This window comes from Microlunatus panaciterrae, from assembly GCF_016907535.1.
GTDB classification, from domain to species: Bacteria; Actinomycetota; Actinomycetes; order Propionibacteriales; family Propionibacteriaceae; genus Microlunatus; species Microlunatus panaciterrae.
In genome coordinates, this window is sequence record NZ_JAFBCF010000001.1 from 3733957 (window position 1) to 3748571 (window position 14615).

Genomic DNA, 14615 nt, shown 5'->3' on the forward strand with positions numbered 1-14615 from the left:
CTGTGACCACCCTGACCACCCTGATCGGCGCCTACCTCGACCACCTGACGGTCGAGCGGGGGGTGTCCCGGCACACCTCCAGCGCCTATCGCCGCGACCTGCACAGATATGCCGAGTGGGTGGCCGAGCGTGGCATCCAGGACGTCGACCAGGTCACCCCCAATCTGATCTCCGACTATGCGATGAGTCTCGCCGAGCCGGGGGAGGACCGACCGGCGCTGGCTCGGACCAGCATCGCGCGAGCCGTCGTCGCCGTCCGCAGCCTGCACCGGTTCGCCGTCGAGGAGGGGCTGGCGACCGACGACCCTGCCCGGACGGTGCAGCCGCCCAAGCCCGGCCAGCGGCTGCCGAAGGCCCTCAGCCTCGACCAGATCCAGCGGATGCTGAATGCGGTCGGCACTGACACCCCGCTCGGTACCCGTGACCTGGCCCTGCTCGAGCTGCTGTACGGGACCGGAGCGCGCATCTCCGAGGTGGTCGAGCTGGACGTCGACGACGTGTCCCGGTTGGTCGCGGCCGCTGCCGAGGACCACGTCGGGCTGCGGCTGTTCGGCAAGGGGAGCAAGGAACGGATCGTGCCGCTGGGCTCCTACGCCCGCCGGGCGCTGGAGGCCTACCTCGTCCGGGCTCGCCCGGTCCTCGCCGCGGCCGGCCGCGGCACGCCGGCGCTGTTCCTGAACGCCCGCGGCGGCCGGCTCTCACGGCAGAGCGCCTGGAGCGTGCTGAAGAGCGTCGCTGAGCGGGCCGGCATCGAGGCCACCGTGTCGCCGCACACCCTGCGACACTCGTTTGCCACCCATCTGCTGGACGGCGGCGCCGATGTCAGGGTGGTGCAGGAGCTACTCGGCCACGCCTCCGTGACCACGACGCAGATCTACACCCTGGTCACGGTGGACCATTTGCGCGAGGTCTATCTCACTTCTCACCCACGTGCGTACTAGGGTGAGCCGAAACAACTCACCGAGATGGTGATGCGAGGAGGAAAACCCGTGGAGAGATCCCACGAGCCGACCGAGACGGCCTTCCGGCCGGCGGGGGATGCTGAGCACCAGCCGCAGCACCAGCCCCATACCAACGGATTCCCCACCTCCAATGGCCATCAGGGCCACCACGACGACGATCCAACGGCTGCTCAGAACGGGCCGTCCACGGAGGTCGCCCACAGCGACGTCCCCGAGGCGCTGGAGGAGCTCTACGACCCGAGCGAGAACGCCTCCGTGCACGAGCAGTTCGTGGTGCCGAACCCGCCGGTTGCCACCGAGCCGCAACCGGACCAGGACGAGCCAGTTCTCGAGCCCGCCGTCGACCGTAGCGGCGAGGAGGAGGCCGACGAGGCCGACGGGCTGTTCCCCGGTTTCCACGCCGGCTCTGCGGCGTCGCCGCCTGCCGCGACCGCCGGGTCGACCGGACCGGAACTCGGCCCGACCGGGCGGCCCTGGCCGGACATCCCCGAACCGACACCGGTCTCGGGGCATGGTCCAGCGATGATCGTGGCGATGTGCAACCAGAAGGGCGGCGTCGGCAAGACGACCACCACCATCAACCTTGGCGCTGCGCTGGTGGAGACCGGCCGCAAGGTGCTGCTGGTCGACTTCGACCCGCAGGGTTCGCTGTCGGTGGGTCTCGGTGTCAACCCGCACACGCTGGAGCTGAGCATCTACAACCTGCTGCTCGGCCGGGACACCGATATCGACGACGTCATCGCCGAGACCAACGTCGAGGGGCTCGACATTCTGCCGAGCAACATCGACCTGTCCGCAGCCGAGGTGCAGCTGGTCTCCGAGGTCGCCCGTGAGCAGACCCTGCTGCGGGTGCTGGAGCGGATCAGGGACCGCTACGACGTCATCCTGATCGACTGCGCCCCGTCGCTCGGCCTGCTGACGGTGAACGCGCTGACGGCGGCCGACAAGGTGATCATGCCGCTGGAGTGCGAGTTCTTCGCCCTCCGCGGCATCGCGCTGCTGACCGACACCATCTCCAAGGTGCAGGACCGGCTCAACCCGCAGCTGGAGATCCTGGGCATCCTCGGGACCATGTACGACCCCCGCACGCTGCACAGCCGCGAGGTGCTGGAACGAGTGGTGCAGGCGTTCGGCGAGACCGTCTTCCACACCGTCATCCGGCGTACGGTGAAGTTCCCCGAGACGACGGTGGCCGGTGAGCCGATCACCACCTACGCCACCAGCTCGCCGGGCGCCGCGGCCTACCGTTCCCTGGCGCGTGAGGTGCTGGCACGGTGCCTCGTCGAGTGAGCCTGCCGGGTGCGGCCGAGCTCTTCCGCAGCACGCACCCGAGCGATCGGGACCAGACTGGCAGCGACCGGACGGGCGACGACAGAACCGGGGGCGAGAGGCCCAAGGCGCCGCCGCAGCAGCACAGGCCAGCGGAGGAGTCCCCGCCCCGACCGGCTCCGTCGGCAGCCCCGGCGGAGTCGCCGGCGCCTGTTTCCCGTGCCGGGCGACGAGGGTCCGGCCGGGTCCGGCACGACGAGAAGATCACGGTGTACGTCAGCGGCGACGAGCTGCTCGCACTCGAGCAGGCCAGGCTGACGCTGCGCGCCGAGCACGGGATGGCGGTGGATCGCGGCCGGATCGTCCGGGAGGCGATCGCGGCCGTGATCGCCGAGCTGGCCGAACGGGGCTCCGACTCCGAGCTGGTCCGCAGGCTGTCGCAGTCGTGAGCGTGACGTCCCTGCCGACCGAGCCCGACTCGTCCGGTGGCAAGTTCCAGGTGCACCTCGCGAACTTCGAGGGCCCCTTCGACCTGCTGCTGCAGCTGATCTCGCGGCACAAGATGGACATCACCGAGGTGGCGCTCTCCCGGGTGACCGATGAGTTCATCGCCCACATCAGGGCCGCCGGACCGCAGTGGGATCTCGAGCAGACCAGCCAGTTCGTGCTGGTCGCGGCCACCCTGCTGGACCTCAAAGCCGCCCGGCTGATCCCGTCCGGCGAGGTGGACGACCCGGAGGACCTGGCCCTGCTGGAGGCGCGTGACCTACTGTTCGCCCGCCTGCTGCAGTACCGCGCCTTCAAGCAGATCGCCGCCTTCCTTGCCGGGACGCTGGAGTCGCAGGGGCGGCGGTACCCGCGGACCGTTGGACTCGAGCCGCAGTTCGCCCATCTGCTTCCCGAGGTGACCATCACCATCACCCTGGACAGGTTCGCTGCGCTTGCGGTCAAGGCGATGACGCCCAAGGAAGCGGACGTGGTGTCGCTGGCCCACCTGCACGCCCCGACAGTCTCGGTTCGCGAGCAGGCACAGATCGTGGTAGACCGGCTTCGCCGTGCCCGCGCACTCACCTTCCGGGCTCTGACCGGCGACTCGCCCGACCGGGTGACCACCGTCTGCCGGTTCCTGTCCCTGCTCGAGCTGTTCCGCGAAGGAGCGGTCGCGTTCGAGCAGCTCACCCCGCTCGGCGAGCTGACGATCCGCTGGACCGGCGCCGACGACGGCGACCTGCAGATCTCTGACGAGTTCGACGTCGCCGCCGGCCCCGGCGACGACGACACCCAGGCGAAGCCCCCCGGTCCCGACGCGGCCAGCGGGGACTCCGCCCACCCGACCTCGACCGGCCCTGCCTCGGAGGAGAACGACGTGACATCGAACCAGGAGGACGCCGGTGGCTGACGACAACGAGCTGGACCCCTCCGACGAGACTGCCGAGCAGGCGGCCCCCCGGACGGCGGCGGACATCAGCGGACCGGTCGAGGCGCTGCTGCTGCTCGCCGAGGAGCCGGTGACCGAGACCAGCCTGGCGACGACGCTCAACGTGCCGGTCAGTGTCGTCGCCGACTGCCTGGCCGAGCTGGTGCAGTTCTACGACCAGACCGGCCGGGGCTTCGAGCTGCGCAGGGTGGGCGAGGGCTGGCGCTACTACACCCGGGCCGAGCACGCCGACGTCGTGGCAGCCTCCGTGCTGGAGGGACAGCAGTCCCGGCTGTCGCAGGCGGCTCTGGAGACGCTGGCCGTGGTCGCCTACCAGCAGCCGATCTCACGGGGTCGCATCTCTGCCGTACGCGGGGTCAACGTCGACGGCGTGATCCGCACCCTGCTCTCCCGCGGACTGCTCGAGGAGGCCGGCCCCGACCAGGAGACCGGCGCGATGGTCTTCCGCACCACCAGCTATTTCCTCGAACGGATGGGGATGCGGTCGCTGGACGAGCTGCCCGAGCTCGCCCCCCACCTCCCCGACGTCGAGGAGCTGGAGGCGGAGCTGGGCCAGCTGGCGGCCGTCCCACAACCGGCCGACACCGATGATGCTGCTCATGCCACCACTTCTAGTGACCACCCCGACGACCCGACGCCCAGCCGATCCGGAGACGACCAGTGAGCCAAGAGACAGGCGTTCGACTGCAGAAGGTGCTGGCCGCGGCCGGCATCGCCTCCAGACGAGCCAGCGAGATCATGATCAGCGAGGGCCGGGTCGAGGTGAACGGCCGCATCGTCACCGAGCAGGGACTGAGGATCGACCCCGAGCGTGACGTGGTCCGCGTCGACGGATCACGGATCCCGCCCCCGCGCCACCACGTCTACGTCGTCTTCAACAAGCCGCGGGGGGTGGTGTCCACCATGGATGACCCCGAGGGGCGACCGACGTTGACCGAATACCTGCAGACCCGCAAGGAGCGGCTGTTCCACGTCGGCCGGCTGGACACCGACACCGAGGGCCTGTTGATCTTGACCAACGACGGCGACTTCGCCCACAAGCTGGCGCACCCGTCGTACGAGGTGCCCAAGACCTACCTGGCCGAGGTGACCGGGCTGGTGTCGCCACAGACGCTGAAGCGGCTGAAGGCCGGGATCACCCTCGAGGACGGCCCGGTCAAGCCCGACCAGGTCAAGATCGTCTCCACCAGCGGCGACCGGACGCTGGTGCGGATCACCTTGCACGAGGGACGCAACCGGCTGGTCCGTCGCACCCTCGAGGCGGTCGGGCATCCGGTGCGCCGGTTGTCGCGGACCGGCATCGGGCCGGTCCGGTTGGGCAGCCTCAAGGTCGGCACCCTGCGCGACCTGACCCGTGACGAGCTCGGCGGCCTGCTGGATCTCATCAGCGACTAGTCGGACTCGATCCGGTGAATGGCCACGTTTCCTTTCCACGAGTGGTTACGCTTGGATCCAGTCGATGACGAGGAGCACAGTGGACCGGAGGATCTACGGTCTCGAGACCGAGTACGGGGTGGCTTGCACCTCCGGTGGCAGTCGCCGGCTCACTCCCGACGAGGTGGCCAGGTATCTGTTCCGCCGGGTGGTGACCTGGGGTCGGTCGAGCAACGTGTTCCTGCGGAACGGGTCGCGGATCTATCTGGACGTGGGATCCCACCCGGAGTACGCCACCGCGGAGTGTGACGACCTCGGACAGCTGATCGCCCACGACCGGGCGGGCGAGCGCATTCTCGAGGACCTCATCGTCGACGCCGAGCAGCGACTGCTGGCCGAAGGCATCCAGGGCGACATCTACCTGTTCAAGAACAACACCGACAGCCACGGCAACTCCTACGGCTGTCACGAGAACTACCTCATCTCGCGGATCGGCGACTTCGCCAAGATCACCGATGTATTGGTGCCGTTCCTGGTCTCGCGGCAGCTGATCTGCGGTGCGGGGAAGGTGATGCACACCCCGCGCGGCGCCGAGTACTGCATCAGCCAGCGGGCCGAGCACATCTGGGAGAGCGTCTCCTCGGCCACCACCCGCAGTCGCCCGATCATCAACACCCGCGACGAGCCGCACGCGGACCCGGAACGGTACCGCCGGCTGCACGTCATCGTCGGCGACTCCAACATGAGCGAGACCACCACGTTGCTGAAGGTCGGCAGTGCCGAGCTGGTGCTGCAGCTGATCGAGGCCGGTGTCGGAATGCGGGACCTCACCCTGGAGAACCCGATCCGGGCCATCCGTGACATCTCCCGGGACCGAACCGGCCGGACGAAGGTCTCGTTGGCCAACGGGAAACGGATGTCCGCGCTGGAGATCCAGACCGAGTACTTCGACAAGGTGGCCGAGTACGTCCACGGCAACGGCCTGGACACCCCGGTGAACGCGCGGGTGCTGGACCTGTGGGAACGGACCCTGCGGGCCGTGTCGGAGGACAAGCTGGCGCTGATCGACACCGAGATCGACTGGGCCATCAAGTTCAAGCTGCTGGACCGCTACTCCGCCAAGCACAACATGACGCTTGCCGACCCGCGGATCGCCCAGCTCGACCTGGCCTACCATGACATCCGGCGGGCGCGCGGGCTGTTCACCTTGATGGAGCGCCGTGGCACCGTCGCCCGAGTGACCAGCGACCCGGCCGTCTTCCGGGCCAAGTCCGTCCCGCCGCAGAGTACCCGCGCCAAGCTGCGCGGCGACTTCATCCGCGCCGCCCAGGATGCCCGGGCCGACTACACCGTGGACTGGGTGCACCTGAAGCTCAACGACCAGGCGCAGCGTACAGTCCTGTGCAAGGACCCGTTCTCCGCCGTGGACGGGCGGGTGGAACGGCTGATCTCCACGATGCGGCGCAGCCACTGAGCGCAGCCGGATAGCGGCGGATTTCCGCTCGGCGGGTATCGTTCCCGGGTGCGTTCCTCTCAGCTCTCCAAGACCCTGGTCTCCGTCGGCCTGGCTGCCTCGCTGCTGGTGCTGGGCGCCTGCTCCGACAAGACCGACAAGGCGTCCACGCCCAGCACACCGGCAGCCAGTGCCAGCGCGTCAGCGTCGCCGTCGCCCAGTGCAGCCAAGGTGACGCCGTCGAGCAACTTCGACAAGGTCACGGTGAAGGGCGACTTCGGCAAGCAGCCCAAGGTCACGGTGAAGAAGCCCTGGGCGATCGACAAGACCCGGACGAAGGTGCTGAAGGACTCCAACGGCGCCAAGATCAGGAAGGGCACCTCGGTGGAGGTGAACTACGTCGGGTTGAACGGCCGGACCGGAGTCGCGTTCGACGAGTCGTACAGCGCCGGCAAGCCGGTGGCGTTCTCGTTGGACCAGGTGGTGCCGGGCTTCGGCAAGGGTCTGGTCGGCCAGCGCCAGGGCAGCCGGGTGCTGATCGCGATGCCGGGCAAGGACGGGTATGACTCCCAGGGCGGCAACCCGCAGATCAACGTCCAGGTGGGCGACACGCTGATCTTCGTGGTCGACATCGTCGCTGTCACCCTGGACGGCCCGGAGGGCAAGAAGGTCGAGCCGAAGAAGGGTCTGCCGACGGTGACCGACGAGAAGGGCACACCGAAGGTGAGCATCCCCAAGGGTGATCCACCGGCGAGCCTGCAGATCCAGCCGCTGATCAAGGGCACCGGGAAGAAGGTGGCGGCCTCGGACCAGATCACCTTCCGCTACCAGTGGCTGACCTGGAGTGACGGCAAGGTCGTCGAGCAGAACTACGGTGCCGCCCCGGCCACCTACCCGCTGAACGGCCTGCTGCCCGGGATGCAGAAGGGTCTGGTGAACCAGACCGTCGGCAGCCGGGTGCTGCTGGTGGTGCCGCCGGCGGACGGCTATCCCGACGGCAACGAGAAGCCGAAGATCGGCAAGGGCGAGACGCTAGTCCTGGTCGTCGACCTGCTGTTCGCCCAGCAGGGTCAGTAGCCGGCTGGCTTGCCCGGTGCGCACCTTCCCTGCAAGAAAACGACCACCCGTCGGGTGAGGCGTTCCCGACCCAGGCTGGGCCGGTGCGGCGTGGGGTGATGAGTGGTCCGTTTCTGCCAGTGACTTATTGGGCGGCCGGCACGTCGATCAGGGCAGCCGCGTGCCGGCCGGCCGCAGCCTGGGCCAGGAAGTAGGCCGGGTCGTCGTCCAGCCCACGACCCATGGTGGACAGCCGGACCGGCGAGGCGAGCAGGGCCCGGTCCAGACCGGTGAGACCGACGGGCACCAGCCGGTGTCGGCTGAGCCGGCCGGCTGCGGCGCTGACCTCGTCGGACATCTCGGCCACCTGCTCCAGCCCGGCGATGCCCTGCAACGAGGTGGCCTGGGCGAACTGCGGCAGCACGATGTCCGCTGCGGCGGTGGCGACCCGGCCGTACGCGGTCAGGCTGTGATGGGAGACGCCGCGGTGACGCTCCCGCGGGTCGGCGCCGGAGATCCGCAGCGACCCGACCGGCCGCCCGCCGAGCACCGCCACGGCGTTGATCGCCTCGCCGCACGCCACCCCGGAGAACCCCCAGCGGGTGCCGGTGCCGAGATTGCCGGGGCCCTGGGTGAGGACGACCAGGTCGGCATCGAGAGCCCAGCGGGCCGCGAGCAGGCCGGAGTGCACGTTGACCGCCTCCAGGTCGCCGCCGAACGCCTGGCCGACGGTCACGGTGGCCGCCAGCACGCCCGCCTCCTTGAGCTCGGCCACAGTCCTGGAGAACGCCAGCGGGAGCGCACCGTGGTCGCTCATCAGATACACCACCCGGGCCCCGGGCCGGTCGTGGTGGACGGCGGCCAGGATCGGTGCCAGCGCCGAGTGCAGGTCGGCGACCAGCACCGGCAGTCCGTCGATGTCGTCCGCTTCGGCGAGCAGGTCGTGGAAGGCTGAGCCCTGCTCGTCCGCCCCGGCCACCATCGCCTGCAACGGCAGATAGCGCGCCTTCACCAGGTGCCCCGCCGGCGCCGGCGGCTGACCCTTCAGGTGACCGTCCGGGGCGAGGACGGCGATCACCAACGCGTAACCGCCGGTGCCCAGGCCGCGTTCCAGTGCAGCGACGTTGAGCAGCAGTCGGTCGCCCGGCTCCGGCACCGCCATCAGCGAGGTGTACGCCAGCGCCCGGCAGTCGGTCCCGTCGTCACGGCGAGCGGTCAGCTCCACGGCCCCGGCCCAGCTACGGCTGATCTCGGCCACGGTGGCCTCCGCCCAGATGATCACGCCCTGAGGCTACCGGCCGGACTGCCCGGGACGGCCCACGGCCGCCGGGGGAGGGCGGCGGGGTCGAAGCGCTCCAGCAGCAGCGCCGGCGTGACCCGTTCGGTGGGTCCAGCCAGGTCCAGCGACACCGCGATCAGGGTGAGCACCTCGCCGGCGCTGACGCCCTGTCTGGCCAACCGGGCCAGCGTGACCGCGCCGTCGCGCTTGGCCAGCCGCTGCCCGGAGGCGTTCACCGCCAGCGGCACATGGGCGTACATCGGCGCGGGAACGCCGAGCAGCGCGGCCAGATAGGCCTGTCCGGGAGCCGAGGAGAGCAGGTCGTCCCCGCGGACAACCTGGTCGACGCCCATCGCGGCGTCGTCGACGACGACAGCAAGGTTGTAGGACCAGACGCCGTCGTTGCGGCGCAGTACGAAGTCGTCCACCATCCGGGTGACCTCACCGTGCAGCAGGTCCTGAACGGTCTCACTGGCGCCGCCGGCGCGTAACCGCAGGGCGGGACGGCGACCCTCGGCGAGCCGGTCGGCCCGTTGTTCGTTGCTCAGGTCCCGACAGGTGCCCGGGTAGGTCCGGAGCGAGCCGGGCTGACGATGAGGAGCGGAGGGGGCCTCGGCGATCTCGCGGCGGCTGCAGTAGCACTCGTAGGTGCGCCCGGCCAGCCGATCGACGGCCTCGGCATAGCTCGCCCACCGGTCGGACTGGGTCTGTGGTTCGCCGTCGAAGTCGAGGCCCAGGGCGGTCAGGTCCGCCAGTTGGCGATCGGCGTGGGCCCGGTCCGACCGCTCCGGGTCGAGGTCCTCGAACCGGAGCAGGAACCGGCGGCCGGTGGAGCGGGCGAACAGCCAGGCGAGCAGCGCTGTGCGCAGGTTGCCCAGGTGCAGCTCGCCGGTCGGACTGGGTGCGTATCGTCCGGCGCCGTTCACGATCTTCGTTCTCCTTGGCTGATAACGTTCCACTGAACCCGTCATCGAACATACGTTTGGCCCCATCCGGAAATTCAGGAAGCGAAGCTCAGCATGGCACCCCGCAAGACCGAGCGGATCCTCAACCTCACCATCTGCCTGTTGGTGACGGGCGGAAAGTTCGTGCCGAAGAGTCGCATTCGCGAGGCCGTCGAGGGCTACCACGACCTGACCGACGCCGCGTTCGAGCGTACCTTCGAGCGGGACAAGGACGAGCTGCGCAGTCTGGGAGTGCCGATCGAGGTCGGGGGCTTTGATGCGTTCTTCGACGACGAGGCCGGCTATCGGATCCTGCCGTCGGAGTTCGAGCTGCCCCCCATCGACCTGGACGCCGAGGAGGCGGCCGTGGTCGGCGTCGCAGCACGGGTCTGGCAGCACGCGAGCATGGCCGAGTCGACCCGGAGTGCCATCGCCAAGCTGCGTGCGGCCGGCGTCGAGCCGGACGCCTCGCACCTCACCACACTGGAGCCGTCGGTGTCGGCGACCGAGCCGGCGTTCGAACCGCTCTGGACTGCGGTGATCGAGCGCACCCGGATGTCGTTCACCTACCGGGGAGGGCAGAAGCGCACCCTCGAGCCGTGGGGGATCACCTCGTCCAAGGGACGCTGGTATGTGATCGGCCGCGACGTCGACCGGGACGCGACCCGGATGTTCAAGCTGTCCCGGATCGTCGACCTGCCGAAGCGGGCCTCGAAGGCCGGTGCGTTCGAGGTCCCGGACGATCTGGATCTGCGTTCACTGGCGCGGGCCTTGGGGCCGGATGAGCCCACCGCAGCAGCCATCCTGGCGATCCGCACCGGGAAGGCGCCGAGCCTGCGGCGCCGGGGCAGCGCCGTCGAGCCCGCGAACCGAGGCGGTGTCGACCGAGGAAGGGGCGAGCTGAGCGGATTCGAGGTGGTCAGCGTCGGCTACAGCGATGCCAGGACCTTCGCCGAGGAGGTCGCCCGCTACGCGGCCGATGTGGTGGTGATCGAACCGCCCGAGCTCCGTGAGGGTGTGATCCGCCAGCTGCGCTCGGTGGTCGACGCCGCCCGTGCTGCGCAGCCCGCCGGATCGCAGGGGGCCCGATGACCTCACAGTCCCAGGTGCGCCGGCTGCTTAGCCTCGTGCCCTACCTGACCGAGCACGACGGCGCCTCGATGTCGGAGGTGGCCAAGGCCTTCGGCATCTCCGAGAAGACCCTGCGCGAGGACCTCAACGTGCTGTGGATGTGCGGCATGCCGGGCCTCACCCCCGGTGACCTGATCGACATCGACATGGACGCCGTGGAGGGGGAGGGCGTCATCCATCTCAGCAACGCCGACTACCTCACCCGCCCACTGCGGCTGTCGGCCGACGAGGCGCTGGCGTTGGTGCTGGCGTTGCGCACGTTGCGGGAAGTGGCCAGCCCCGGCGACCGGGCGGCGATCGACCGGGCTCTGGTCAAGCTCAGCGCCGCGGCCGGCAACCTCGCGGCGGCCGACCAGGCCTCGGTCAGTGTCACCGCGGCCCGAGACGAGATCACCGAGCGGGTGAATCGGGGACTGCGGGAGGGGCGTCGGCTCGATCTGACGTACGACGTGGCGAGCAGGGCCGAGACCACCCGGCGGATGGTCGACCCGCTGCGGGTCTTCGTCCTGGAAGGCTACGGCTACCTGGAGGCCTGGTGCTACTCCGCACACGGCCTGCGCACCTTCCGGCTGGACCGGATCGCTGCTGTCGACATCACCGACACGCCGACCGAACCGCATCAGGTCCAGCTCAAGGACCTGTCCACAGGATGGTTCGACGCGCTCAAGGATGCCCCGCTGGTCACCTTGGCGCTCAAGCCCGGGTCCACCTGGGTGGCCGAGTATTACCCGACCGAGCAGGCGACGCCGGACGGCGCCGGCGGCCTGACCGTCTCTCTGCACGTCACCGACCCCGCCTGGTTGCGCGGACTGCTGCTCAGGCTCGGCGATGGAGCCCGGGTGCTTGCACCTGAGGGTGCTGGGGACTCGGCGGTGGAGGCTGCCGAAGAGGCGCTGGCGCAGTACGCCGTGCTGTTCGACGGCCGGTAGTACGCGGGCGGTGGATGACGGCAGCCGGACGCAGGTAGGCTGCGCGGGTGATGTGGGTCTTTATCTTCTGCGGGATCGCCCTGGCCGGTCTGGTGATGGTGATCTGCTATGCGGTGTGGCTCGCGCACAAGGCGTCCGATCTGTTCTCCGAGGTCACGGTGCTGGCCGAGCGCGGCGGCCAGCTGGCCGACCTGCTGGCCCAGATCGAGATGCCGGAGGATCACTCCCTGGCCGGCGTTTCCCAGCCCGACCATGGACGTGGATCGGTTGTCGACGACGTAGGATGAGAGCAGCGTGGCGATCGTCACGCTGGAAATGAGGAAACTATGACTCCGCTGGCCATGTTTGGACTTGGCGTGCCCGAACTCTTGATCATTCTCGCCGTGGTGCTGCTGCTCTTCGGTGGTTCCCGACTGGCCGGCCTGGGCAAGAGCACCGGCCGAGCCCTGAAGGAGTTCAAGGAGGAGACCAAGGGCCTCACCAAGGAGCAGAACGACCAGACCGTGACCGACGGTCGGCCTGCTGAAACCCGGGAGACCCGCCAGGTCAAGGGTGAGCCGATCGACGCCGAATGGGTCGAGGGTCCCCAGACCAAGGCGCAGGACCCCTCCACGAGCGACGTCCGCAAAGACGTCTGAGTAGCCCTTCCATTCCGTGCCTCTGACACTGAGGGGGCGGCCGATCCACTTCAGTCTGAAGTGGCTCAAGCCGCCGCCGCTGCCGCCCGACGGCAATATGACGCTGTTCGAGCATCTGCGCGAACTGCGCTATCGGCTGGTCGTCGCCTCGCTCGCCATCCTGGTCGGCACCATCATCGGCTTCGTCTTCTACGAGTGGCTGTTCCAACTGCTGCTGGAGCCGTACAGCACCGCCATTGCGCTGATCAAGGAGAAGCGACCGGACATCAACGCCTCGATCGTCATCGGCAGCGTGTCCAAACCGTTCACCCTCTCCCTGAAGGTGTCACTGATCGCCGGTCTGGTGCTGTCCGGGCCGGTCTGGCTCTACCAGCTGTGGGCGTTCATCGTCCCTGGCCTGCTGGCCAAGGAGAAGAAGTGGACGCTGATCTTCGTCGGCATCGCCAGCCCGCTGTTCGCCGCTGGCATCGCGCTGGGCTACTACGTGATGCCCAAGGGCATCGCGGTGATGATCGGCTTCACCCCGGCCGGCGCTGCGATCACGAACCTGCAGGACGTGTCGGAGTTCCTGACCTTCCTGATCCGCGTGATGCTCGTGTTCGGCCTGGCCTTCGAGATCCCGCTGTTCGTGCTGATGCTCAACATCATGGGCGTCGTCAAGGCGGTGCAACTGTCCAAGTACCGCTCCTACGTCATCTTCGGCGTGTTCGTCTTCGCGGCCGTGGCCACGCCGTCGGTGGACCCGGTGTCGATGCTGCTGCTGGCCTTACCGATGACGGTGCTGTTCATCCTGAGCGAGGTGATCGCGCACATCCTGGACCGGCGCAAGGCCCGCCGCGCGGTCGACTCCGACGGTGAGCTGGTGCTGCGCGGCAGTGTGGACGACGACGTCGCTCTGCAGAAGCTGTCCGAGAGCGATGACACCCAGGTCAACGGCAATTCCAGCGCCAAGGTGAATGGGGCCGCCGCCGGCGACAGCATGGCCGACGCGATGGGGTTCAAGAAGAAGATCGACGAGCAGGGCTGAGGGTGGGTCCATCCGGCCCCGATCGGCCGATGAAGAGGGGACGACCGGCGAGCGAGTCTGATCGGTGAGCGGGACCGATCGGTGAAGATCCAGCTCGTGGTCAACCCCTCCGCCGGCAAGGGGCGTGCACAGGCCCTCCTCCCGCAGGTCGCAGCGATCCTGCGCGACTCCGGCCATCAGGTGGGGATTCTGCTCAGCCGGGACTTCGACGAGGCTAGGCAGATGACCCGCGAGGTCGCCGAGGCGGGCGAGGACGTGCTGGCGGTGATGGGCGGCGACGGGATCATGCATCTCGGCATCAACGCCTGCGCCGGGCATCCCTCGACCGCTCTCGGGCTGATCCCGGCCGGGACCGGTAACGACCTGGCCCGCGGGGTCGGGCTTGACCCGCGCGACCCGGTCGCCGCGGCGAGGGTGATCGCCGCCGGCCGGAGCAGACGCATCGACCTGGCCCAGGTGGCGGACCGCTTCATCGGCACCGTCGTCGCGACCGGCTTCGACGCCCTGGTGAACCGCAGGGCCAACCAGATGCCCTGGCCGAAGGGCTCACTGCGCTACCCGCTGGCCACCCTGGCCGAGCTGCGGGTGTTCTCGCCGCTGTCGTACCGACTGGTGATCGACGACACGGTGCGTGAACTGGAGGCCATGCTGGTCGCTGTCGGCAACACCAGCTGCTACGGGGGCGGGATGCAGATCTGTCCCCGGGCCGATCCGACCGACGGGTTGCTGGACGTCACCATCATCCACCCGGTCGGCAGGCTGAAGCTGCTCAGGTTGCTGCCGTCGATGTACTCCGGCCGGTTCGCCAGGGATGCCTGCGTTGAGCAGTTGCGGGCGCGTCAGGTCCGGGTGGAGGGGCCGGGGCTGGTCGGGTTCGGTGACGGCGAGCTGATCGGGGCCGCGCCGCTGACGGTCACGTCGGTGCCGGCGGCGATCACGGTGCTGGTGCCTGACACCTCTGGCACCCCCTTGCCGGGTGTGCCGCACTGGGGCCCGCCGTAGTGGGGCCCTGCCAGGTCGGGGCCGGACCGCTCCCATCTGCACGCTCGGGCGTGGGTGGCTAGTACGTTGGCAGACGTTATGGAACTCAGCCCTTCGGAGTCGACCAGCCCAGC

The 14615-nt window shown here is 69.0% G+C and carries 16 protein-coding genes; 14 read left to right on the forward strand and 2 right to left on the reverse strand.

Annotated elements, in window-relative coordinates; translation table 11 throughout:
• The first annotated feature begins 2 nt into the window (after positions 1-2).
• From xerD to JOE57_RS17080, 8 genes are all read left to right on the forward strand, one after another.
• Positions 3-941, forward strand: a complete 939-nt coding sequence (xerD, locus tag JOE57_RS17045; protein ID WP_338041364.1) for a site-specific tyrosine recombinase XerD — start codon at positions 3-5, stop codon at positions 939-941.
• Positions 942-1343: 402 nt separating this feature from the next.
• On the forward strand, positions 1344-2252 hold the full coding sequence (locus JOE57_RS17050) for a ParA family protein (protein WP_204920546.1): 909 nt from the start codon (positions 1344-1346) through the stop codon (positions 2250-2252).
• Positions 2237-2680 carry a cobyrinic acid a,c-diamide synthase gene (locus tag JOE57_RS17055; protein ID WP_204919790.1) on the forward strand — a complete coding sequence of 148 codons (444 nt, stop codon included), beginning with the start codon at positions 2237-2239 and terminating at the stop codon, positions 2678-2680. Before JOE57_RS17050 ends, JOE57_RS17055 begins: the two co-directional genes overlap by 16 nt.
• Before the next feature lie 2 nt (positions 2681-2682).
• Positions 2683-3630, forward strand: coding sequence for a segregation/condensation protein A (locus tag JOE57_RS17060; RefSeq protein ID WP_204920547.1), 948 nt, complete (start codon positions 2683-2685; stop codon positions 3628-3630).
• A complete protein-coding gene (scpB, locus tag JOE57_RS17065; RefSeq protein ID WP_338041365.1) occupies positions 3623-4333 on the forward strand; it encodes an SMC-Scp complex subunit ScpB in 711 nt (236 codons plus the stop codon). The genes JOE57_RS17060 and scpB overlap by 8 nt, the downstream gene beginning before the upstream one ends.
• Complete coding sequence (locus JOE57_RS17070; protein WP_204919791.1) at positions 4330-5064, forward strand: pseudouridine synthase; 735 nt, start codon at positions 4330-4332, stop codon at positions 5062-5064. The genes scpB and JOE57_RS17070 overlap by 4 nt, the downstream gene beginning before the upstream one ends.
• Before the next feature lie 64 nt (positions 5065-5128).
• Entirely contained in the window at positions 5129-6517 is a 1389-nt protein-coding gene (gene pafA / locus JOE57_RS17075) for a Pup--protein ligase (RefSeq protein ID WP_239578982.1), read from the forward strand.
• 48 nt (positions 6518-6565) lie between these two features.
• Positions 6566-7573 (forward strand): FKBP-type peptidyl-prolyl cis-trans isomerase, encoded by a 1008-nt coding sequence (locus tag JOE57_RS17080; RefSeq protein ID WP_338041366.1) that lies wholly within the window; start codon positions 6566-6568, stop codon positions 7571-7573.
• A gap of 124 nt (positions 7574-7697) precedes the next feature.
• Here JOE57_RS17080 and JOE57_RS17085 read toward each other — a convergent pair whose 3' ends face one another.
• Both JOE57_RS17085 and gluQRS read right to left on the reverse strand, forming a co-directional pair.
• Positions 7698-8834 carry a DUF3866 family protein gene (locus JOE57_RS17085; RefSeq protein WP_204919792.1) on the reverse strand — a complete coding sequence of 379 codons (1137 nt, stop codon included), beginning with the start codon at positions 8832-8834 and terminating at the stop codon, positions 7698-7700.
• Positions 8831-9757, reverse strand: coding sequence for a tRNA glutamyl-Q(34) synthetase GluQRS (gene gluQRS, locus JOE57_RS17090; RefSeq protein WP_338041367.1), 927 nt, complete (start codon positions 9755-9757; stop codon positions 8831-8833). Before gluQRS ends, JOE57_RS17085 begins: the two co-directional genes overlap by 4 nt.
• Before the next feature lie 93 nt (positions 9758-9850).
• Between gluQRS and JOE57_RS17095 the strand changes: the two genes are divergently transcribed.
• The 6 genes from JOE57_RS17095 (at position 9851) to JOE57_RS17120 (ending at position 14502) form a co-directional block, all read left to right on the forward strand.
• Positions 9851-10867, forward strand: coding sequence for a helix-turn-helix transcriptional regulator (locus JOE57_RS17095; protein WP_204919794.1), 1017 nt, complete (start codon positions 9851-9853; stop codon positions 10865-10867).
• Entirely contained in the window at positions 10864-11835 is a 972-nt protein-coding gene (locus tag JOE57_RS17100; protein WP_204919796.1) for a helix-turn-helix transcriptional regulator, read from the forward strand. The genes JOE57_RS17095 and JOE57_RS17100 overlap by 4 nt, the downstream gene beginning before the upstream one ends.
• A gap of 47 nt (positions 11836-11882) precedes the next feature.
• Entirely contained in the window at positions 11883-12122 is a 240-nt protein-coding gene (locus tag JOE57_RS17105) for a hypothetical protein (RefSeq protein ID WP_204919798.1), read from the forward strand.
• 39 nt (positions 12123-12161) lie between these two features.
• The gene (gene tatA / locus JOE57_RS19345; protein ID WP_420827689.1) at positions 12162-12473 is read left to right on the forward strand and encodes a twin-arginine translocase TatA/TatE family subunit; all 312 of its coding nucleotides are present in this window, start codon (positions 12162-12164) and stop codon (positions 12471-12473) included.
• A 16-nt stretch (positions 12474-12489) separates the two neighbouring features.
• Positions 12490-13500 (forward strand): twin-arginine translocase subunit TatC, encoded by a 1011-nt coding sequence (gene tatC / locus JOE57_RS17115; RefSeq protein WP_338041368.1) that lies wholly within the window; start codon positions 12490-12492, stop codon positions 13498-13500.
• An 81-nt stretch (positions 13501-13581) separates the two neighbouring features.
• A complete protein-coding gene (locus tag JOE57_RS17120; RefSeq protein ID WP_338041369.1) occupies positions 13582-14502 on the forward strand; it encodes a diacylglycerol/lipid kinase family protein in 921 nt (306 codons plus the stop codon).
• Positions 14503-14615 lie beyond the last annotated feature (113 nt).